Origin of the sequence: Alicyclobacillus fodiniaquatilis, from assembly GCF_042678105.1 — a bacterium.
Lineage (GTDB): Bacteria > Bacillota > Bacilli > Alicyclobacillales > Alicyclobacillaceae > Alicyclobacillus > Alicyclobacillus fodiniaquatilis.
Genome location: NZ_JBHUCX010000004.1, coordinates 1 through 20,051, shown reverse-complemented (window position 1 = coordinate 20,051; position 20,051 = coordinate 1). Strand labels below are relative to the sequence as shown.

Annotated in this window: 21 protein-coding genes; 9 read left to right on the top strand and 12 right to left on the bottom strand. The window is 50.3% G+C overall.

What is annotated here, in order from left to right:
• Nucleotides 1-45 precede the first annotated feature (45 nt).
• The 6 genes from ACFSB2_RS00735 to ACFSB2_RS00710 form a co-directional block, all read right to left on the bottom strand.
• Entirely contained in the window at nt 46-498 is a 453-nt protein-coding gene (locus ACFSB2_RS00735; RefSeq protein WP_377940604.1) for a hypothetical protein, read from the bottom strand.
• Nucleotides 499-564: 66 nt separating this feature from the next.
• Nucleotides 565-1,104 (bottom strand): NAD(P)H-dependent oxidoreductase, encoded by a 540-nt coding sequence (locus ACFSB2_RS00730; protein WP_377940602.1) that lies wholly within the window; start codon nt 1,102-1,104, stop codon nt 565-567.
• A 32-nt stretch (nt 1,105-1,136) separates the two neighbouring features.
• Entirely contained in the window at nt 1,137-2,708 is a 1,572-nt protein-coding gene (locus tag ACFSB2_RS00725; protein WP_377940852.1) for a DHA2 family efflux MFS transporter permease subunit, read from the bottom strand.
• 64 nt (nt 2,709-2,772) lie between these two features.
• Entirely contained in the window at nt 2,773-3,405 is a 633-nt protein-coding gene (locus ACFSB2_RS00720) for an efflux RND transporter periplasmic adaptor subunit (RefSeq protein WP_377940851.1), read from the bottom strand.
• 4 nt (nt 3,406-3,409) lie between these two features.
• Nucleotides 3,410-3,859, bottom strand: a complete 450-nt coding sequence (locus tag ACFSB2_RS00715) for a MarR family winged helix-turn-helix transcriptional regulator (RefSeq protein WP_377940601.1) — start codon at nt 3,857-3,859, stop codon at nt 3,410-3,412.
• A gap of 182 nt (nt 3,860-4,041) precedes the next feature.
• Nucleotides 4,042-4,608, bottom strand: a complete 567-nt coding sequence (locus ACFSB2_RS00710) for a thioredoxin family protein (RefSeq protein WP_377940600.1) — start codon at nt 4,606-4,608, stop codon at nt 4,042-4,044.
• Nucleotides 4,609-4,807: 199 nt separating this feature from the next.
• Here ACFSB2_RS00710 and purT point away from each other — a divergent pair, with 199 nt between their 5' ends.
• The 5 genes from purT to ACFSB2_RS00685 all read left to right on the top strand — a co-directional run bounded on the left by purT (nt 4,808) and on the right by ACFSB2_RS00685 (nt 8,483).
• Nucleotides 4,808-5,989, top strand: a complete 1,182-nt coding sequence (gene purT / locus ACFSB2_RS00705) for a formate-dependent phosphoribosylglycinamide formyltransferase (protein ID WP_377940598.1) — start codon at nt 4,808-4,810, stop codon at nt 5,987-5,989.
• A gap of 36 nt (nt 5,990-6,025) precedes the next feature.
• Complete coding sequence (locus ACFSB2_RS00700; protein WP_377940596.1) at nt 6,026-6,655, top strand: nuclease-related domain-containing protein; 630 nt, start codon at nt 6,026-6,028, stop codon at nt 6,653-6,655.
• A gap of 174 nt (nt 6,656-6,829) precedes the next feature.
• A complete protein-coding gene (locus tag ACFSB2_RS00695) occupies nt 6,830-7,702 on the top strand; it encodes an SGNH/GDSL hydrolase family protein (RefSeq protein ID WP_377940595.1) in 873 nt (290 codons plus the stop codon).
• Nucleotides 7,703-7,824: 122 nt separating this feature from the next.
• Nucleotides 7,825-8,097, top strand: a complete 273-nt coding sequence (locus ACFSB2_RS00690; protein ID WP_377940594.1) for an AbrB/MazE/SpoVT family DNA-binding domain-containing protein — start codon at nt 7,825-7,827, stop codon at nt 8,095-8,097.
• Nucleotides 8,094-8,483, top strand: coding sequence for a type II toxin-antitoxin system death-on-curing family toxin (locus ACFSB2_RS00685; RefSeq protein WP_377940593.1), 390 nt, complete (start codon nt 8,094-8,096; stop codon nt 8,481-8,483). Before ACFSB2_RS00690 ends, ACFSB2_RS00685 begins: the two co-directional genes overlap by 4 nt.
• A 167-nt stretch (nt 8,484-8,650) precedes the next feature.
• Here ACFSB2_RS00685 and ACFSB2_RS00680 read toward each other — a convergent pair whose 3' ends face one another.
• The 4 genes from ACFSB2_RS00680 to ACFSB2_RS00665 form a co-directional block, all read right to left on the bottom strand.
• Entirely contained in the window at nt 8,651-10,537 is a 1,887-nt protein-coding gene (locus ACFSB2_RS00680; protein WP_377940591.1) for a peptidase G2 autoproteolytic cleavage domain-containing protein, read from the bottom strand.
• A gap of 736 nt (nt 10,538-11,273) precedes the next feature.
• Entirely contained in the window at nt 11,274-11,900 is a 627-nt protein-coding gene (locus tag ACFSB2_RS00675; RefSeq protein WP_377940589.1) for a chloramphenicol phosphotransferase CPT family protein, read from the bottom strand.
• Between the two features lie 49 nt (nt 11,901-11,949).
• Complete coding sequence (locus tag ACFSB2_RS00670; RefSeq protein WP_377940588.1) at nt 11,950-12,576, bottom strand: chloramphenicol phosphotransferase CPT family protein; 627 nt, start codon at nt 12,574-12,576, stop codon at nt 11,950-11,952.
• A 208-nt stretch (nt 12,577-12,784) separates the two neighbouring features.
• The gene (locus ACFSB2_RS00665; protein WP_377940586.1) at nt 12,785-14,068 is read right to left on the bottom strand and encodes an MFS transporter; all 1,284 of its coding nucleotides are present in this window, start codon (nt 14,066-14,068) and stop codon (nt 12,785-12,787) included.
• Between the two features lie 499 nt (nt 14,069-14,567).
• Between ACFSB2_RS00665 and ACFSB2_RS00660 the strand changes: the two genes are divergently transcribed.
• Nucleotides 14,568-16,067: a UDP-N-acetylmuramoyl-L-alanyl-D-glutamate--2,6-diaminopimelate ligase gene (locus ACFSB2_RS00660; protein ID WP_377940585.1), complete on the top strand. Its 1,500-nt coding sequence runs from the start codon at nt 14,568-14,570 to the stop codon at nt 16,065-16,067.
• A gap of 167 nt (nt 16,068-16,234) precedes the next feature.
• Here the strand turns inward: ACFSB2_RS00660 and rpiA are convergent, their stop codons facing one another.
• Both rpiA and ACFSB2_RS00650 read right to left on the bottom strand, forming a co-directional pair.
• Nucleotides 16,235-16,912 (bottom strand): ribose-5-phosphate isomerase RpiA, encoded by a 678-nt coding sequence (gene rpiA / locus ACFSB2_RS00655; RefSeq protein WP_377940584.1) that lies wholly within the window; start codon nt 16,910-16,912, stop codon nt 16,235-16,237.
• A 241-nt stretch (nt 16,913-17,153) separates the two neighbouring features.
• A complete protein-coding gene (locus ACFSB2_RS00650; RefSeq protein ID WP_377940583.1) occupies nt 17,154-17,564 on the bottom strand; it encodes a thiol-disulfide oxidoreductase DCC family protein in 411 nt (136 codons plus the stop codon).
• Nucleotides 17,565-17,609: 45 nt separating this feature from the next.
• On the opposite strand from ACFSB2_RS00650, the gene ACFSB2_RS00645 reads away from it, so the two are divergent.
• The 3 genes from ACFSB2_RS00645 (at nt 17,610) to ACFSB2_RS00635 (ending at nt 19,983) form a co-directional block, all read left to right on the top strand.
• Nucleotides 17,610-18,350: a YqjF family protein gene (locus ACFSB2_RS00645; protein WP_377940582.1), complete on the top strand. Its 741-nt coding sequence runs from the start codon at nt 17,610-17,612 to the stop codon at nt 18,348-18,350.
• 109 nt (nt 18,351-18,459) lie between these two features.
• Nucleotides 18,460-19,416, top strand: a complete 957-nt coding sequence (locus tag ACFSB2_RS00640) for an aldo/keto reductase family protein (protein ID WP_377940581.1) — start codon at nt 18,460-18,462, stop codon at nt 19,414-19,416.
• 273 nt (nt 19,417-19,689) lie between these two features.
• Complete coding sequence (locus ACFSB2_RS00635) at nt 19,690-19,983, top strand: Uma2 family endonuclease (RefSeq protein WP_377940580.1); 294 nt, start codon at nt 19,690-19,692, stop codon at nt 19,981-19,983.
• Nucleotides 19,984-20,051: the final 68 nt, after the last annotated feature.

The following is a 20,051-nucleotide window of genomic DNA, read 5'->3' as shown; positions in this document are numbered from 1 at the left end:
AACGCCCCCCTCGCCTGATTCAGACGAAAAACCCGAACCGCGTATTCACGATTCGGGCTTCTCATTTGAACTTGCTTCTCTCATTTTGCGCAACGCTTCCCGGTACCCGTCATCACTGACGCCTGTTGGCTCCTCTTCCTTGCGGACGACATCGCTTTTCACCGTCTCTTGCGGTTCCCACCCTGCATTCCGGCGCAAAGCCTCGCGGTACGACCAGTCGCTGCCACCATCTTCATCCTCCGCTTTCCGCCCAGACGTGCGTTCACCCGCCGATTGCATGTGTTGACGATCACGCTGCTCTCGCGGGCCGGACGGGGGTGTTTCCTGCACGTCAATCACTTCGGCTACAGACGCATCCTGTTCCTCGCGGGCCGCGGAATCACCCGTAAGTGGCGCCTGCTCCTGTTCTCGTTCCCGCCGAATGGCACGCAAATTGATGGCAGTGACAATCGCCCCTATCACAACGACGCCGATCACAAAAAAGATCAGAAAACTCACATTGACACCTCCCGGAAGTCATTTCGTACGTCCGTGTCAAAGCGCTGACATCACGCGACACTCCGGTCAGGAGACAAATTTTTTGGTCACTTCCGCCACGCGCTTGCCCAACGCTCTGCCCAAGGCCAAATCCGATTCGGAAGGCATGTTCATCGGCGCATCGGTGGAAAACTCCACTGGGCAGGTGATGCCGACGCCGTAGTATGAACCGTAAAGCGCATTTTCCGGCACATTTCCCGGTAACCCGACCAGGATCATGCCGTTGTGCAACATCGGTGTGAGCAAATTCCAAAGGGTCATTTCAATGCCGCCATGAACGGTGGCCGTGGTGCAAAATGCAGCGCCAATCTTGCCGACCAGTTGCCCTTTTGCCCACATGTAACCAAGCTTGTCAATCCACGCCTTCAGTCCAGCACTGATGGTGCCGAAATGGCCCGGGCACCCCCAAATCAGTGCGTCCATGTCCACAAGTTCACGTACCTTGGCCTCATTGACGTGACGCAGTTGCACATTCGCCCCTTCCACAGCCTTCGCCCCTTCGGCGACGGCTTTGGCAAGCACCTCAGTATGGCCAGCTTCGCTGTCGTAAACAACATAAATATTCATGTAATGTGACACCTCAAATCGCTTTTATTCCGTCATCGGCTGATTTCTGCAGGTGCTGGCAGCGCACGTTGCTCTCGCTGCAATTTGTCTTTTTGCGGCGTTGCCTTTTTCGCCCTGCGCAAGAACAAAGATAAGACCAGAGCGACAAACGAGATGCCAGCAGCGACCAAAAAGGCGTCGTTGATCCCCTGAACCTCCGACTGAAGTCCCACTTGTTGATACAAAAGTTCAGTGGCTGTCTGCATGCCGGATTGAATCGTTCCGCCCATTTTGGCCGCAAGCCCTGCGCCCATGCTGTAAATAGAATTATACATTTGCGGATCTGTCGAAGAAATGCTGTTTGCATATTGCGACAAGTGCAGATTGGTGCGATTGGTCATAATGGAAATCAACAGAGAGGTTCCCAATGAACTGGCAATCATCCGCACCGTGTTCGCGGCCGCCGTGCCATGACTGTTAAACTGTCTTGGCAGGTGGTTCAACCCACTGGTCATGATGGTCATCATCAGAAAAGACATGCCAAACATACGGATTGTGTAAATCAGCAGGATATGCCCGTACGGTGTATCCATCGTCAAATGAGTCAGTTCCCAAGTTGTGATGACCGTGATCAACAGTCCAAAAATGGCAAGTGGCCGAATGCCGATTTTGTCGAGCAGCGCGCCGGAAATCGGGGACATGATGCCCATGGCGATGGCGCCTGGCAAAAGCAACAATCCAGAATCCAACGTCGAATATCCGCGCACATTTTGGATGTACATCGGCATCAACAGCGATCCGCCATACATTGCCATGTTGACGACGCAGCTGACCAAGGCGGCCAAGGAAAAGCCGCCAAACTTGAACACGCGCAAGTTTAACAACGGATGTGCTGAAGTCAACTCCCGCCAAATAAAGGCTGCAATGAACACCAGGCCGACAATGATACTGACCAAGACCTCCGTGCTACCCCATCCTTTGGTGCCCGCCTCACTGAAGCCGTACAATAAAAGGCCCAACCCCAAGCAGGATGTCAGAAAACTGATCACTTCAAATTTGGGAAACGTCCGCTCGGTCACATTCTTCAAAAAGATGCCCGCCACAACCAAGTCGATGATGGCTACTGGAATCACGATATAAAAGAGGACGCGCCACGAATAATTCTCGATGATCCAACCAGACAGCGTGGGACCAACGGCTGGCGCAAAAAATATAGCGATCCCGATGACGCCCATCGCCTTGCCCCGCGTCTCAGGCGGATATAAGTTCAAGATCACCGTCATCATCAACGGCATCATGATGCCAGCGCCTGCAGCCTGGATGATGCGGCCCATCAAAATCACCGTAAAGTCCGGTGCCGCAGCGCAGAAGACGGAACCGATGCCAAAACAGACCATAGCGCCGAGAAACAGTTGACGAGTGGTGAATGTCCCCATCAAAAACGCCGTCAACGGAATGACAATGCCGTTTGTGAGCATATATCCGGTCGTGAGCCATTGAATTGTGTCCGCAGATACATTGAAGTCATTCATCAACTGCGGAATGGCGACGTTTAGCAACGTTTGGTTCAAAATTGCCGCAAATGCGCCAAGGATCAATGAGATTAAGATAGGTGCTTTATGCATCTCCGAGCCCGAGAAATTGCTCCCTCCCGAACCCGCGGCTACTCTATTCATGACATGAGCCTCCTTATTTGTGGATCCGAACTTTAGCGCTCATGCCTGGCTCCAAACGGCCGCTTTCTGCTTGCAGTTGAATTTGCACGGGAATGACTTGCGTGACTTTCGTATAATTGGCGTTGGTGTTTTCTGTCGGTAGCATCGAAAAAGTCGCCGCGGTCGCAAGCCCAATGTGTTTGACGACACCGCTAAAAGTCGTCCCAGGATACGCATCGACGTAAACATCGACGCTCTGTCCGACTTTCACATCGCTGATTTGTGTCTCTTTGATGTTTGCCGTCACCCACAAATTGTTCAAATCGTATGCATAGGCGAGTGGCGTACCTGCAGCGACAAATTCGTTGTTCATTGCCATGGACTGTACAATCGTACCGTCCGCCGGCTCTGGAATCGAAACACTTGTCGTGCCTTTTGCGCCTGCGACTTGTACAGTTCCAACTGAATCGCCGCTACTGAACTGCGTGCCGACAGACCCTTTCCAATCACTGATTGTTCCTGTAGCTGGGGCACTGATGACAATCTGTTGCCCACTGACTTGAGCATCGTCAGTCGTCAGGTACAAAGTCGACTGGTTATAGAAGTAATATCCGACAAAACCAGCAATAATGACCACTAAGATAATCACGACATTCATGATAAGCATGCGTCTAGCACTCAAAATGTGTACCTCCCGACTCACTGTTTAACAAGATGTGTTGATGAATGCGCAATAATTGCTCCAATTCACCATCTGGCAATGTAAAAAGTTCCGACAAACGTTGCATCAACTTCGCATCTGCGGCAAAAACACTTCGCAACATATCGTGCCCCTTGTCTGATAAACTTAGCACAACACGTCGTCTGTCGATTTCGGAGTATTTTCGCTGTACCAAGTTCCGCTTGACCAATTTGTCCACGAGTATGCTGATTGACGCGTTCGACATGCGAAGATGACCCAATAACTCGGTCATGTTCACGCAATGCGCCGTCTCTAAATACTGGAGAATAAAAAGCTGCCCAGCACCCAAATTGACCTCCTTTGCAGCTTCGTCTACGATTTGACGCATGACCATGGAAACATGTTTAAATGAAGTCAATACGTCAATCAGTTCGTCCATGACATTTTGTTCACCACCTACAAATCGTCATACCAAAATTAATATACAACAGCCGAAATGATCATTCAATAAACCATTTAAAAGCTAAATAGTTCTATACTGTCAAGATGATGACAGCGCGAAAAGGGGCGACACCTATACTTGGCATCGCCCTATCCATTGTCATTTGTTCGTTGGTTCATTCATGCGAGATTTTCTAAAATGGCTCTCACTTCGTCCACAATCAACTGCTGATAACCCGTGCCCTCACCGTAACGGCGCCCGATTTCCTGACGTGTCGCTTTCAAATTTTCATCATAGGATGCGGCGTTTTTGTCGGGATTGTTCGCCTTAAAGGCCACCATCGGTTCTTGAACATAGGCTGGACGCGGACCCCAACGCCCAACGACTTCTCCAGCTTCGTTGACAAAGAGCACAACGGGAATGGAGCGGCCGCCCATGGTCAAAAATTGATCCATGACCTCCAGGTTTTCTTCCATAATCAAAACGTCGGTAGGCATATTGAGCGTTTCAAGTAAGCGAAAGACGACTGGCACATTGCGTACCACATCACCGCACCAATCAGCGGCGATGATCACACACCGTAAACCATCTTTGTGGAATTCTTCGAAAAATTCGCGATCCGACGCTTTAGACCATGCAAACTGTTGATACCAATTCTGAAAAGCTTCCTGATTGCGCGTCATCTTCTCTACAAACCCTTGCGGAGACAGCCCTTGGTTCAACTTTTCCAACAATTGTACAGCCATCGTCTCACCTCTATCTGAAAATTAGACCTTGGTGCTACGCCATCGCGATGCCTCGATTGACTGACATGTTCATCACATTGCTGATGTGGGATGCATCACGCATGGTGTTGTCTTATATCTATTTTAACTTGCGCAAATGATTTGTTAAAGTTAGTGGCAGCAAAAGAACAGCATCTACGATTTGAGGAGGACACCTTTCATGTACGGACCACCGTCGCATCCCCACGCGAAGCGATTGATGATTTTAGGTGCTGGGGAACTGGGCAAAGAAGTGATCTTGGAAGCGCAACGATTGGGCGTGGAAACCATCGCCGTTGATAGATATGCCAATGCACCGGCCATGCAAGTGGCCCATCGCGCTTACATTGTTGACATGCGGGATGCGGACGCACTGCGCAATGTCATTGAGAATGAACAGCCGCATCTCATCGTGCCTGAAATCGAAGCGATTGCGACCGAGATGCTGCTTGATTTGGAAGCGCGCGGCTTCACCGTGATACCCAATGCGCGCGCGACCAATTTGACGATGGACAGAGAAGGCATCCGCCGTTTGGCGGCGGAACAACTACACCTCCCCACTGCCAACTATCAGTTCGCCGACACGCGAGCTGAACTGGAACAAGCGATAGCAAAAGTCGGCTTGCCTTGTGTGGTCAAGCCTGTGATGAGTTCGTCCGGCAAAGGGCAAAGTGTGTGCAGAACGCTTGCCGACGTGGACAAGGTATGGGAAACGGCGCAAACTGCAGGGCGCGTGCAGGGACAGCGAGTCATTGTTGAAGCGTTTATCCAATTTGAATCGGAAATCACCGTGTTGACCGTGCGTAGCGTGAACGGCACCCATTTTTGTCCAGCCATTGGCCACCGCCAGGAGAACGGGGATTATATCGAGTCTTGGCAGCCACATCCACTCACTGCAGTGCAGTGGGAGAAATCTAAGGAGATTGCCAGAACCATCACAGACGAACTGGGCGGCTATGGTTTGTTTGGCGTTGAGCTGTTTATCACTGCGGACACCGTATACTTCAGCGAAATTTCACCGAGACCGCACGATACAGGCATGGTCACGATGGCCACGCAGGCGCAGTCCGAGTTCGCCCTTCACGTGCGGGCCATTCTCGGACTGCCGATTCCCGAAATCACCCTGCTGGGACCAGGAGCTAGCCACGCCATCAAGTCCCCCATCGCCAGCAACAACTATCAAGTGGATGGGCTGGCAGCCGCATTGACCATACCTGGCACCGATGTTCGTCTGTTTGGCAAACCAGAAGCGACAGTGGGACGGCGCCTTGCGGTGGTGTTGAGTCGAGCCGCAACACCTGATGCCGCGCGCGAGCATGCAGCCTCTGCTGCCAGCGAAATCCGCATTGTGCCATCTGTATAAGGGCACCGCATCGACAAACGAGGGAGGGCCCGTTCAATGATCTGGTGGTTGTTGTTCGTCATCATTGTTATTGTGGTTGGCATTCGACTGCAGCGTTGGCAAGTCGCGCGGCGCGGCAGGCGAATCGGCGCGATCGGTGAAAAAGCAGTGGCTTTGGAGCTGGCTAAATTGCCACGCACATACCACGTGTTGAACGATTTGATGCTTGTCAAAGGGGACGGCCGCACTGCCCAGATAGACCACGTCGTGGTCTCCCCTTATGGCATCTTTGTGATTGAGACCAAATTCCGCCATGGTGCAGTGGAAGGGCACGCGAATGAACCGAAATGGCGGCAACAGATTGGGCGGGATCGACACACATTCGAAAATCCATTGCGCCAAAATGGAGTTCATGTGCGCACCATCAAGGAACACCTTCCTTTTGTCAAACAGACGGCGTTGCACCCGCTGGTGGTTTTTCCGAATGAAACCACATTGCACGTACACGGCGCGCAGCATGTCATCCATCTGCACCAACTGCTTTACGCCATCCGCCAAGCGCATTCTGTGCTGCTTGCGGATGGAGAGGTGCAGCAAGCCGTACAGACGCTGGAGAAACATCTGCTCATCGGCGCGAAGGCCAAGCGTGATCATGTGCGGGACATCAAAGCGCACCGTCACTCGTGAAGATGTGTCAGACCTGACACTGTTCAAAGTTTATACATCAGAGCGTGCAACATTTTCCTGTTGATCACCGTCTATATGAAGTGGACTTTGAGGCACCTTTGAATTTGATGTGCTTCAATGTGCACAGACTTCCAGCGCTTGCAATGCGCTGAAATGAGCAAAGGTGATTTGCAGATGAAACGGCATGCTTGGCAATGGATATCCGTTGTATCCTTACTGATGACAGTCGCCGTCATTCAATTTTTGGTGACGGGGCAGGGAAAATCGTCACCTGTATTGTCACGCAACGTTGCACAACAACCACATTCTCAGTTGGTTTCAAGGCAGTTGGGCGCAGATCACGCGTCTGGCGAAATGAGCCGAGTGCTCATCATCGGCTCCTCTGTTGCGCAGGGTTGGAAAGACCATCCGCAGGATGGCGGCTATTTGCGTCGCGCATTCCGGGCACTTCCCGATGTCAGCAACAACCAGTTTGTCGTCTATGACAAAGGACTGCCTGGACTTGGCGTCACACATATTGTCAAACAATATCCGCACTGGCTGAAAACCATCAGACCCAACATCGTGGTCATCGCCTGGGGCGGCCTTGACGACCTGCACGCGAAAACGCCAATGCCTGTGTTTCAGTCACAAATCAAGTGGCAAATTGCCAAAGCGCTGCAAGCGCACGCTGTGGTGATTGTGGTCACGTCGCCTGTGTCGCGCGCTTCGTACACGAATTACAAAACCGCACAGCCGCAACTGTTTGATGCGGAAACGACCATCGCAAAGAATTTTCACAATCCAAACGTACACGAATTTTATATATTTAATCAAATGAAACGATATCTAACTACCCATCACCAGACCTATGTACCCTACATGGGAGACGGTTGGCACCCGAATGCCGCTGGCCATGAATTGGCGGCCGAGCTGTTTATCGACGACTGGAGCCAACAGTTTGGCGTGCAAAGTGTAAAGTTCCATGACCATAAAAAGCACGCATTTCAGACTTCAGCACCAGAAAAAGTGGATTTCAGCAATTCTGCCGCGGCGAAGGGTGTATAAAGCCTTTTACAGCCCCTTACTACACGCCTTTTGTCCATTTCATGCGTTATATGGGTTTGTTATAATGTTTATAACGAGTATAACTCAACCTGAGTACAGCAAAGATAAAGGGGAGAAAACATATGACGATTGGAGCGGGGCGGATGGAACGAACACATCGGAAAGTCACGAAAATCGGTAACAGCTTGGGCGTGACTCTGAATAAAGAGTTGCTCAACAAAATTAATGCAGACCTTGGGGATGACCTTGAAGTCATCGTGAAAGAGAATGAAGGCGAGATTGTGCTTCGCAAGTCTACAACCTTGCCACAGGGCATCGACCCTCGTTTTTTTGAGATTTTTGATGAGATGATGGAACAATATCACGAGACGATTGAGGGACTTAAGAATCGATGACAAGATTCCTGACCGAGCAAGAAGCAGTTATGTTGAATATGCATTTGATACAAACTGGTTCACCAGATGAACAAATGGGCGTGAAATTTCCGGAGTTACTTGATTCTGCGATAAATCGACCGCAGCAATCAGCATTTGGTGAAGATGCCTACCCGACGATATTCACAAAGGCAGCGGCATTGTTTGAGTCATTGGCGAAAAATCGTGCATTTCACAATGCAAACAAGCGCACTGCATTCTCGGCTCTGTATTATTTCTTGAGATACAACAGATACATGCTAAAAATGGCTCCAAAACAAGCTGAGGATTTCGTCGTTGACGTGGTCAATCACAAGTATGCGTTCGAACAGATCGTTGAAATGATTGAATCACATAGTCAAAAATAAGCGCTCGACCATGCTGAAAGGGCTTATTTTTGACTATGACTGGTACTTTAAAATCGTCATTCCAAAGCAACACAACTCTTGTGTTTCGTTCGGATTATTCGCATTCAAGGTAAATCACATCTTTCCGTGCTACGTACAAACCATGCGGTACGGCACGGTCTCCTATATTAAGAATGCAAAATCCTTTGCTTCGCAATTTTAAATTCTCCCTCAGTTAGAACGCCTTGTTCTTTTAATTTCAACAATCTCTCTAATTGGTCAACTAAACTCATTTGTAAGGTTGAGTTCACCAAAGCCAACACCTGATTAGCATCCGTTCGTGCTAAGACTCGATACCCTGTGTTGGAACTTGTTGCGACCCCATCGTCATCGGGCTTACAATACCCGTCTACTTCGCACGTCCCATCATCACGGACGAGCAACTGCCCCAATAAGCCGACGGAGACCCATTCTGCACGCTTTGAACGAGGAACGTATTGCTTTGCATGGTCATACTCAGGATTTACGATTTTCTGTATGTCAGTGTGCTCGGGGACAATCTCTCTACCCTTTTTATTCATTACGGCGGGCACGATGACTTCATGGAATAACCAACGTCCCCATTTATCTTTCTGCCATTTATCCTTCCATTCCAGTTCGGCGGCGCCGCCTAAAACACCGGGTGTCGCACTCGTAACACCTAGAATGTACATGTCCTGCGAGTTGGCCTTGCGAATTTTTTTACCGCTAACGGTGACGAAATACCCGACATCGATGGGATTTCCATCGACTGTTTCAAACATCTCCGCGTAATCGGCAGTCCCCATCTGCCAACCATTCGTGGCAATTCCAGTGGCATTTGGTCCATCGATTCTTGCCGCGAGCCCCGCTACTAAGGGTGTTCCATTCCCAAGATGCCAGGAATAATTCGAATCAGCATTCCCGTATTGCCCCATAATATGAGCACCTTCGTGTCCATTCGTGCTAGTTCCAGATCCTTCCGCATGCGAGTACAATTCATCGGCGAAGGTATGTGCACCTTCCGCGTGGGCGGTTGCTGCAGTCGCTTGAGTAAACTGTCCTTCGGCATGAGCGCCAAATCCACTTGATGTGGTAATGTAGCCTTCTGCGTGAGCTGCTACCGAATCAGCTGTAGTGGAAAATCCTTCTGCGTGGGCATCTTCACCATTGACCGTTGTTATTGTCAAAAAACCTTCTGCATGAGAAGAGACGCCGTTTGCTTGGGTCTGTTGTCCTTCCGCATGCGCGTATGTTGCTGTCGCCGCAGTACTCGTACCAGAACCCTCTACATGAGAAAAGAAGGCATTCGCTGTGGGAGCGGCTACGGAATTGGCAGTATCAGCTCCTCCTTCCGCATGCGAGAAATCACCTAGTGCCTGTGGTCCAGAAGAGATGGTGATGTTGCTCGTGCCACCTTCCGCATGGGCAGCAAATCCACTCGCAATCGTGTTAACCCCTTCGGCGTGAGAGCTCGATCCGCTGGCTGTAGATGGCGCTGGGTTTCCCGCTGGATCCACTGCACCACCCTCAGCGTGACTCGCTCTGCCACTCGCAGTATTCCCCGCTCCTTCAACGTGAGAAGAAATCCCGCTTGCGACAGTATTCAGACCTTCCGCATGCGCGTTATCTGCCTCTGTTTTTGCACCTTGACCTTCTGCATGAGAAGCAACACCAGAGGTGGTTGATGTTCCTGCAATCGTCAAAAATCCTTCTGCGTGCGAACTTTGCCCGTTGGCAATGGAATTTTGTCCCTCAGCGTGAGAATATAGTCCGTTCGAGGAGGCTTCACCTCCTTCAGCGTGAGAACCGTGTCCACTGGACGAGGTATTGTATCCTTCCGCATGGGAAGCAGCGCCTATCGACGTCGAACTCTCACCTTCAGCATGAGCGGCATCGCCTTGGGCGTTTGTGAGATATCCTTCAGCGTGCGCTGCACTTCCGCTGACCACCGTTTTGGACCCTTCAGCATGCGAAGCTGAGCCGCTGGCTGTGGTTTGAAAACCTTCCGCCGTAGAACAGGTTCCGGTCGCGTTTTGCCCGCAATTATTCGCCATTCCTATACCACCTTAAATTCATTTGGGATAGCATATTCGCCTGCCCTTTCCAAAGGACAGGCGAATGAAGGCCATGACGCATGAGATATGCGGAAGATTTGTTGACGCTTGGTTCCAATGGGAGGTCCTCCTGTCGTAGGAATAAATACAAAGCGAACGGTTGGGTTTTTCCTCTGTTCACTACTCACCCCCCCTCTTTGTTGGCAACGGTTACAAAATCATTGTTCACATTGGAAGCGTTTTACACGAAAAAAAGTTCACATTGGAAGCGTTTTACTCCCAACCTTTGTTGGCTAGACAGCCATATACTGTTGTCAAATAGAAGAAAGAGGTGCTGTATGATGCAACCCTTGGACACCAAAGCAATGCAATTCGTGTACGAAGCTCGCCTGGAAATGGCCGCTAATCATCGCCGCGGAATTGCGAAGCCGTCAAACACAAACAATTTTTTCCGGAAAATGTGGAAGGGAATTACTGTGCCGACCTCACGAATCGAAAACAACCGCAAGTTTGGAAAGAAGTCAATTTCCTGATTTGAGAAATTGGCTTCTTTCTTTTTTTGCGCATGCAGCTGATATCCTGTCCTTCTTGAACTCCTATTTCGTCTTCTCTGATTTGCCTGAATAGCTTGAGATGGCACTTCCTAAATCATCCTGAACACACATCCAAATAAGCGGTTTTTTCTCCTGCTTTTTGATTTGCCGACCATTGGCAATGAACCAATCCCAACTTAGTCCTAGTCAGTTATCATCTCCGCAATTCGCTGAAAAGCCGATGAGGGTGGCCCCTCCTTTAGTCGCCTACGAATCATGTCCGCGCACGCTTCAGAGCTAATCACTGAAGTGTCAAGCTCCATGTCATAGATACCCGGTACATGTACGGCCTGCTGCCACAACATCACCGGTTTTGGCACCGATCCGTCATCGGCGTAGCCAGCATTCCAGGTTGCGATCCGCCGCTCCATGATAACCTCGATTGGACAACGTACACCTACGAACAAGACCGGCAAGCCGATTAGTATCTGAGCACAATTCGGAAGAATTCTCCGTGGGATAGAATATTGGTCGTGGTGACCGACATCCACGACGACGTTTATCCCCAGGCGGCTATGTGAAGCGAAGGACTCATACATGGCTTGATAAAGGCTCACAATGAGCGGCTCAAGGTCAGGTCTTTCACCCCCAGGTCGAAGGCCAATTCCGGGCTGGTAGCGTTCAGGGGTCATCTTCATAAACCGATCGACCCCCAGGTTCATCCACACACCCTCAAACGTATTTTGAATCACGGTGACAATGCTGGATTTCCCGGCTCGGGGAGTCCCGTTTAGAATCACGATCTGGCCGGGTTTATCTGTCTGTGACACACATAACCCTCCTTGGCTGTATGCTGATTACATCTTAATGGTTACAAAGTTAATTACAGCGATAATCTTCGAGGCGTTGGAAAGCCGATGGAGGTGGCCCCTCCTTTAGTCGCCTGCGTATCATGTCAGCGCACGCTTCGGAGCTTATCACTGAGGTGTCAAACTCCATGTCATAGATACCGGGTACATGTACGGCCTGCTGCCACAACATCACTGGTTTTGGCACCGATCCGTCATCGGTGTAACCAGCATTCCAAGTAGCGATCCGTCGTTCCATGATAACCTCAATTGGACAACGTAAGCCCACAAACAAGACTGGCAAGTCCTTCAGTATCTGAACACATTTCGGAAGAATCTCTCGTGGGACAGAATATTCGTCGTGATGCCAGACATCCACGACGACGTTTATCCCGAGGCGGCTATGCGAAGCGATAGACTCATACATGGCTTGATACAGGGTCACAATGAGCGGCTCAAGGTCAGGTCTTTCACCCCCAGGTCGAAGCGCAATTCCGGGCTGATAGCGTTCAGGAGTCATCTTCTTGAACTGACTCCCCCCAAGGTTCATCCACACACCCTCAAACGTATTTTGAATCACGGTGGCAATACTCGTCTTCCCGGCTCGAGGCGTCCCGTTTAGGATTACAATCTGGCCGGGTTTATCTGCCTGTGACATACATAACCTCCTCTAAGGTTTACATAAATACAGACAATACGTTAGGTTAGCGTAGCATTTGATTGCTAAATAAAACAGTCTATATTTTCAGTTCACATTTCGGTATCATAAATCTATGGAAAGAATGTTTGACTCTTCGCAACGACACTAACTAAGAGCCTGATAGATGTGCCCCCTAACAGGCACATCTATCAGGCTCTAATGAAGTTCAACCAATATTTGTGTTTTGAGCGTGATTGACGACTTTGGGATGAACTACACGGGCCACGAACAGCGACAAGATTGCTGAAATAACAATTAAACATAGATTTAAAATCATAGGAAGCACACGGTTAACCTGAAAGAGAGCGCCTGCTATCCATCCAACTGGAGTACTTAACAGGAGGATGAAGGCAAAGATAAAACTGTTTATACGAGCACGCTCCTCACCTGGGACAACGATTGACATCATTGATTCAGTCAAAGGACCCAGAATGGCGATGGCAAAAGCCTCGCAAATGGCTGAGAGAAACACTATCCATAACAAGTTGGTTCTCAGCGGTTCCCCGACTAATAACACGATTATCCCGGCTGAGTGGAGCCCGATTCCTACAAAAAGGGGATAGCGGACTGACCGAATGTGAATACGCGGTGTAACAAACATGTAAACCGCAAGCGTAGTTAGAGAAGCCGCCAAGGGAAACAAAGAAAGCATCGCATTACTCACAGCGTATGTTTTTGTAACGTACAGCGGCCAAAATGTTGTCTGTACTGTACTAAAAATGTTCAAAAGCGCCATCAGCACTAAGCACAGCAATAAACTTGGTTTACGGATTTCTGAAATAAATACGCTCCAACCGCTGAAGGTTAGCGTGAGGATCGGTGTCCTTTCACATTCTTTTATACGCCGTTTGCCTGTTGAACTCTCGTACGACATGTAATACTGCAATACAAACTTTATTGTCATCATCACCATGGAGAAGATGTATATGGCTCGCATGGTGGGAACCAGCGTGAACCTGTCAATGAAGAGACCAACTATAGGCGAAATAAACCCCGCGACCAAGCCTGTTAGATTAATCAACGTCCAGATATTCACAAGACTATCCGTATCGCCGTCTTCAACAATAATGCAGCTGAAGCAGTTTCCTGTCACTTGCCACATACTATTAAAGACCACCGCTACCATGAAATAAAGGTACCCTTGTGCGATTGCCCAAAGCATACAGGGGATAGTCCAGCTAAGTAATCCGAAGACGAACATCATCTTTTGCCTGCCGTATTTATCAGTGATTGCCCCAGACAATAATCCCCAAACGAGTTGCATTGCCAATCCAACACTGACTGTCTTGCCAATCTGTTCTCCATTTAATCCGATGGCCGCCATGTAAACCGATATGAACGGCGTGAACAGGTTGTTCGGAACAGACCATAGGGGTTCGGTAACGACAAGGGCACGCTGGTTTCCTTTTAGCGACCGCAAAGTCCGCCATAAAGGATGAGAATATTCCATTTTAATACGTCTCCTTTATTTTTTAGTGGCATCAACTCCTTCCAAGTAAAAGTGACCCGTAAGATCCGGATATTTGCAGCAGGTTTCACTCCACATACTCATTTCTCCGTTCTCGAGTAAAGAAAGCTGTTGTTTTATCGCGGTTACACTCAATTTGTTTTGCTAACTGAATTGATACAGGTTCATTCCAAAATTGATTTTCCAAATGAATCACATCTTTAAAGTCTCCCCTTGAGTACGGTCGAACACGTAAGACCTCATGCATTCAATTTTCACGCCTTTCCCTTTGAACCTCCACACAAGCGGTCCGAGCGCATTCTAAATAAACTTATGACACAACTTGCACCAAAATCCACAGTAAAGCATGGATTGGCGTTTTCCTACCGGTTCGTGTACGGTTGGTGTTTCTCAGTGGGCGTGTGACGCTCAGCTGTTGCGCGAATACCGGTGGGATTCAGACAGACTGACTGTGCTATCTTGGTGAAGGAGGTGTTACCAAATGAAGATTTCGACCTTCGCGCGCCTTATCCCGCACGCCCGTATCACAGGGGATGCAAACACAGCGGTGCACGGAATTGAAATGGATTCCAGAAGGGTGCAACAAGGAGATCTATTCGTCTGTGTGCCTGGTGTCCCAGGCTTCATCGAGGATCGCCATCATTTTGCCGCTGACGCAGTGCACAGAGGCGCTGTGGCCTTAGTCGTGGAAAAAGATGTGCCGGTTTCCGTGCCAAAGATCTTCGTGAACGACACGCGCTTTGCCTTGGCCTTGTTTTCCTGCCATTTCAACGCCTATCCCAGCAACGCCTTGAAACTGATCGGCGTGACGGGAACAAACGGTAAAACAACAACAGCCCACATGATTGAATACCTCTTGCGCGCACATGGCAACCAAACTGGTCTCATGGGGAACTTTGGTTGCCGCGTCGGCGACGAAGTGTTTCCCAGCCACAACAACACTGAGGAGCCGCCAGCGCTGCAGCGCAACTTGAGAAAGATGGCTGACTTGCAAACGGAGTACGCAATCATGGAAGTGACATCACAGGGGCTCGATATGGGCAGAGTGATGGGGTGTGATTTTCACACTGCCGTGTTCACGAATTTGACGCAGGATCACTTGGACTACCACGGTTCAATGAATGGATACAAAAACGCCAAAAGCTTGCTGTTTGCCCGTTTGGGGAACACCTTTGGCGAAGACCCTACCTTGATGAAGACAGCCGTCCTAAATGGGGATGATGCGGCCAGCGAGACGTTCAAAAAAGTGACCGCCGCACAGGTGTTGACCTATGGCATCCAAAATGCGTCTGTGGATGTGCGAGCCGCAAACATTCGCCTCACAGCGCAGGGAACCACATTTGACGTCACATCCTTCGCAGGCAAAGCGACATTCGCGACAAAGCTCGTCGGCATATTTAATGTGTATAACGCGTTGGCCGCCATCACAACTGCTTTGGCCGAAGGGATCGAGCTGAGCGAAGTAAAAACAACGTTGAGCGCGTTCACGAGCGTGCCCGGACGTATGGAAGTCGTTGATGGCGGCCAGGATTTTCTCGTGCTGGTGGATTACGCGCACACCCCGGATGGCTTGGAAAACGTGCTCAAAACCATCGCCGAGTTTTCGACCGGGCGTGTCATCACCGTCTTTGGGTGCGGTGGCGAACGCGATGCGGCGAAACGTCCCATCATGGGCGGCATCGCTGCTAAATACAGCGATATTGTCGTCCTCACGTCAGACAATCCCAGAGAAGAAGACCCGGAAAAAATTCTCGACGATATCGAAACTGGCTTGACAGTTGCCAATTACGAGCCGGCAAAGTACAGCATCGTGCCCAATCGTCAAACGGCCATCGAACTGGCTGTGGAGCGTGCTCGACCAGGTGATGTGGTGCTCATTGCTGGCAAAGGGGATGAGACATATCAAATCCTATCGGATGGGCCGATTCACTTTGATGACCGGGAAGCGGCAAGAGCGGCCATTGCGCATAAACCCAGTTGATGAAGGTCCCTATTTTCCCGGGCAGTTGCGCCGAGGATGAGCTCCAAGACCGCCGGAGAAATCCTGGAATCCCCCTATGCTCGATCACGCCACAACGAGATCAAAGACGCGTACGCCATGCATACGCGTCTTTCGTCTACAATCACCACGCCTTGTATTGTGTCCGCCTAGGCAAAATCACGGACACGTGTCGTCTGTCCGTCACTTGTCACGCACACGCTGGCCATATCGATGAACAGCCCCGTCTCCACCACACCCGTCAACAGCTTGAGTTGCTGATGAAGTTCAGCCGGATGCTCGATTTTCTCACAATGGCAATCCACGATATAGTTGCCATTGTCCGTGATAAAAGGTTTGCCCGCCCGTTGACGTTGGACAGGATGACAGTCTAAATCCGCAATCTTTTGCGCCGTCTTCTCCCATGCAAATGGCACAATCTCGACCGGGAGCGGGAAAGCGCCAAGCTGCTTCACTTCTTTGGACGCATCGACAATGACGATGAACTTCTTAGCAGCAGAGGCAACCAATTTTTCCCGCAACAAAGCGCCGCCCCCTCCTTTGATCAACTGTCCTTGCTCGTCCACTTCATCCGCCCCATCGAGCGCCATGTCCAGATACGGCACATCCTCCAATGCCAAAAGCGGGATATGCAGCTTTTGCGCCAAGACCTCTGTGTCCTTGGACGTTGCCACACCTTGAATGTTCAACCCATTTGCCACACGTTCACCCAATGCTTGAATTGCGAAAAAAGCTGTAGAGCCAGTTCCCAATCCCACCATCATGCCGTCTTCGACATAAGTGGCTGCATGTTCTCCGGCTAATTTTTTTGCCGCATCGTTTGCCATCAAGATCCTCCATCACACGTGAATTCGCTTCTTGTAAACAGAATTCCACAGTCTTGACGCGCTTGCAAGCATCGTTTATGCGAGTAGGCAACAAAAAAAGAGCCGCCACATCGCTGCAGCAGCCCATCAAGAATATATAAAAGGGGGTCAAATGTGTTGCAAGAAAGGTGTTGCTTACTTCCTTTGCTGGTTTTGATTCTAGCGGACAAACTTTGAATTTCCCTTGAAGAATTGCATTTCCTCACAAAAATCGCTCCAGCATGTCCGCTGTCGGGATCATGCACTTATCCCGACGACCAAACCATTTGTAGCGATGCCGGGCGACGAAATCATAGACTGCGTCGCGCAGTGGCCGTGGAACCGCAATGAACACATAGCAAATTGGCCACAGCCCGTCCAATTCCCGGGCAATACGCAGCACTGCTGTAGACTTGCTGGACATGCGGCCATGTGACAGCAAAATCAGCGAATTGAGTTCACCGGTTGCAGAGGAGAATTGCCGGACCAATGCACTACCCGCCTCCGACTGCAAGGCGGCAAAGCGAAAATTTTTTGCGGTATCGCGGGGAATAATGAAGTTGATGGCCGCATTGCAAAGATTGCAGACACCGTCGAATAAAATGACACTTGTTTCAGAGATGGATTGAGACATCGGACTCCCTCCAAGTCACAATATGGACATACGAGGAGGCATTACATGCAGCATGACGACACGTCACACCGCCAATACCCACGGCCAGAGACGCCTTGGCTGATGAAACAGACATGGGAGAATCTCCTCTTTGCGCACTGGCCCGTGCCAATTGAGATGATGCGCTCGCTTATACCGGCGCCAATTAAGCTTGACACATTTGATGGGGTCGCCTGGATTGGCCTCGTGCCATTTGAAATTACCGCTATGCACGTACATGGTGTGCCACCTATTCCGGGCGTCAGCCGCTTTCCTGAAGTCAATGTCCGCACATATGTTTCCTACGCCGACAAACCCGGTGTCTATTTCTTCAGCCTCGACGCTGGTCACCGCCTTGCCGTCCAGGCAGCGCGCCAAATGTTTCACTTGCCCTATTATCATGCCCGTTTTCAAATAGATGTGCATCAGCATCAAGTCTACTACAGGATGGAACGCACGCACCACCATGCACCGCCAGCCCAACTCGACGCAACCTATGCACCAGTCGGTGACGTGTTCGAAAGCGTGCCAGGAAGCGTTGAAGCATGGCTGACAGACAGGTATTGCCTCTATGTCTCGCATGGCGGTCAGTTGTATCGCGGCGACATCCACCACAGCGCGTGGCCCTTGCAACGAGCCGATATGGAACTTGGCACAAACACATTGTTCGATGCCTATGGTTGGCCGACGCCGAAGGTCGAACCACTGTGTCACTTTGCCCAAAAGCAGGAAACGCTGTTTTGGCCATTGGCAAAAGTGGACACTTAAATTGGAACGTGTCAAATTCCCTTTTTGGATTTCGTCCGCTACACTGATGACAGGGCTTGTACTTATTTTATGAAAGCTTGAAATCACAAGCCCAAGGTGGAGGTGCACGATGGAATATCGCAGGCTAGGAAAAAGTGGTGTCAAAGTTTCGGAGATCGCACTGGGCAGTTGGCTCACCTACGGCACGGTGACAGAAAGGGAGCAAGCCGTCTCCTGCATCAAGGCGGCGTTTGAACTCGGCATCAACCATCTGGATTGTGCCAATGTCTACGGCGCACAGCCACACGAAGCCGAACGCTTTCTCGGCGAAGCGCTGACTCCTTATGAACGCGACAGCTATGTGCTGACTACAAAAGTATTCGGCAAAGTCGGACCAGGCCCCAACGACCAAGGCTTGAGTCGCAAACATATTTTCAGCGAGATCGACAAGAGTCTCAAAGCGCTCCGCACAGATTATATCGATCTCTACTATTGCCACCGCTATGACGAAAATACCGACCTCGAAGAGACGCTGCGCGCGCTCGACGACCTGATTCGCCAAGGCAAAGTCCATTACATCGGTTTCAGCGAATGGCCAGTCAATAAAATTGCCGAAGCGGCTCGTCTACAAAAGGAACTGGGCTTACATCCATTTGTCGCGAGCCAACCGGAGTACAACATCTTCCAACGCAGAATTGAGCAAGGCGTCTTGCAACTGTGTGAAGACGCAGGCATTGGCCAGGCGGTCTGGTCTCCCCTCGCTCAGGGCGTACTCACGGGCAAGTACAAAAAAGGCACCGAAGCGCCGGGCGGTTCACGGGCGGCCACAGACAGAGTGAAAAACTCGATGCAACGCTATTTGAACGATGATGTGCTCGATAAAGTGGCCAAATTGGAGAATGTGGCAAGCGAGGCTGACTTGTCGCTGGCACAGCTCGCATTAGCGTGGGTACTGCGCAAAGCAAACGTGAGCAGCGCGCTTATCGGCGCAAGCAGACCGGCACAGTTGGAGGAAAACGTGAAAGCCTCCGGCGTGAAACTTGAGGAAGACATCCTGAAGAAAATCGACGAGATCGTCGAGGCATAAAATGTAGTCGATTGGAAAGATAGCGACTCGGTATCTTTGGGCGACGCCTGTCACGATGCTTCGATAGACTGGCGTTGATGCAGTACACAGTGCACTGGGCAATCTATCGTCTGGACTGGGTCGCTTGAGCGGCTCGGTCAGACGGCTCATTTTGCGAACCGCGCGCAAAATTGCTACCACACATCTCCTCGTACGATACTTGATGGATTCTCCCCCACGTGATAGACAGGCCGGAGCGGCTCTCCTACAATTTCTTTGGGAGGGATCATCAAAGTGCGCAAGTCTCCATTTGTCGTCAAGGAATCTGGTCAAACCTACAATGATTATGCCGCCCTGCCGGAATCAGCAGGTCGGTTCGAATTGTTGGACGGCGAGCTGTTGGCGATGTCCGCCGCGCCCACCACAACACATCAAATGGTCAGCGGGCATTTGTATAGCCAACTTTACAAATGCGACAGCGATTACCTTGTACTGGCTGCCCCCGTTGATGTCATTCTGTCGGACTACAGTGTGCTACAACCAGACCTTATCTTAGTCATAATGAACGAGGCCGGCCCCATTTCGTAAGCACGTGGGTTACACTGAATTTGGGATAACCAGTGCAGAGCCACAATACGAAAAGGAGCCGGTTATAG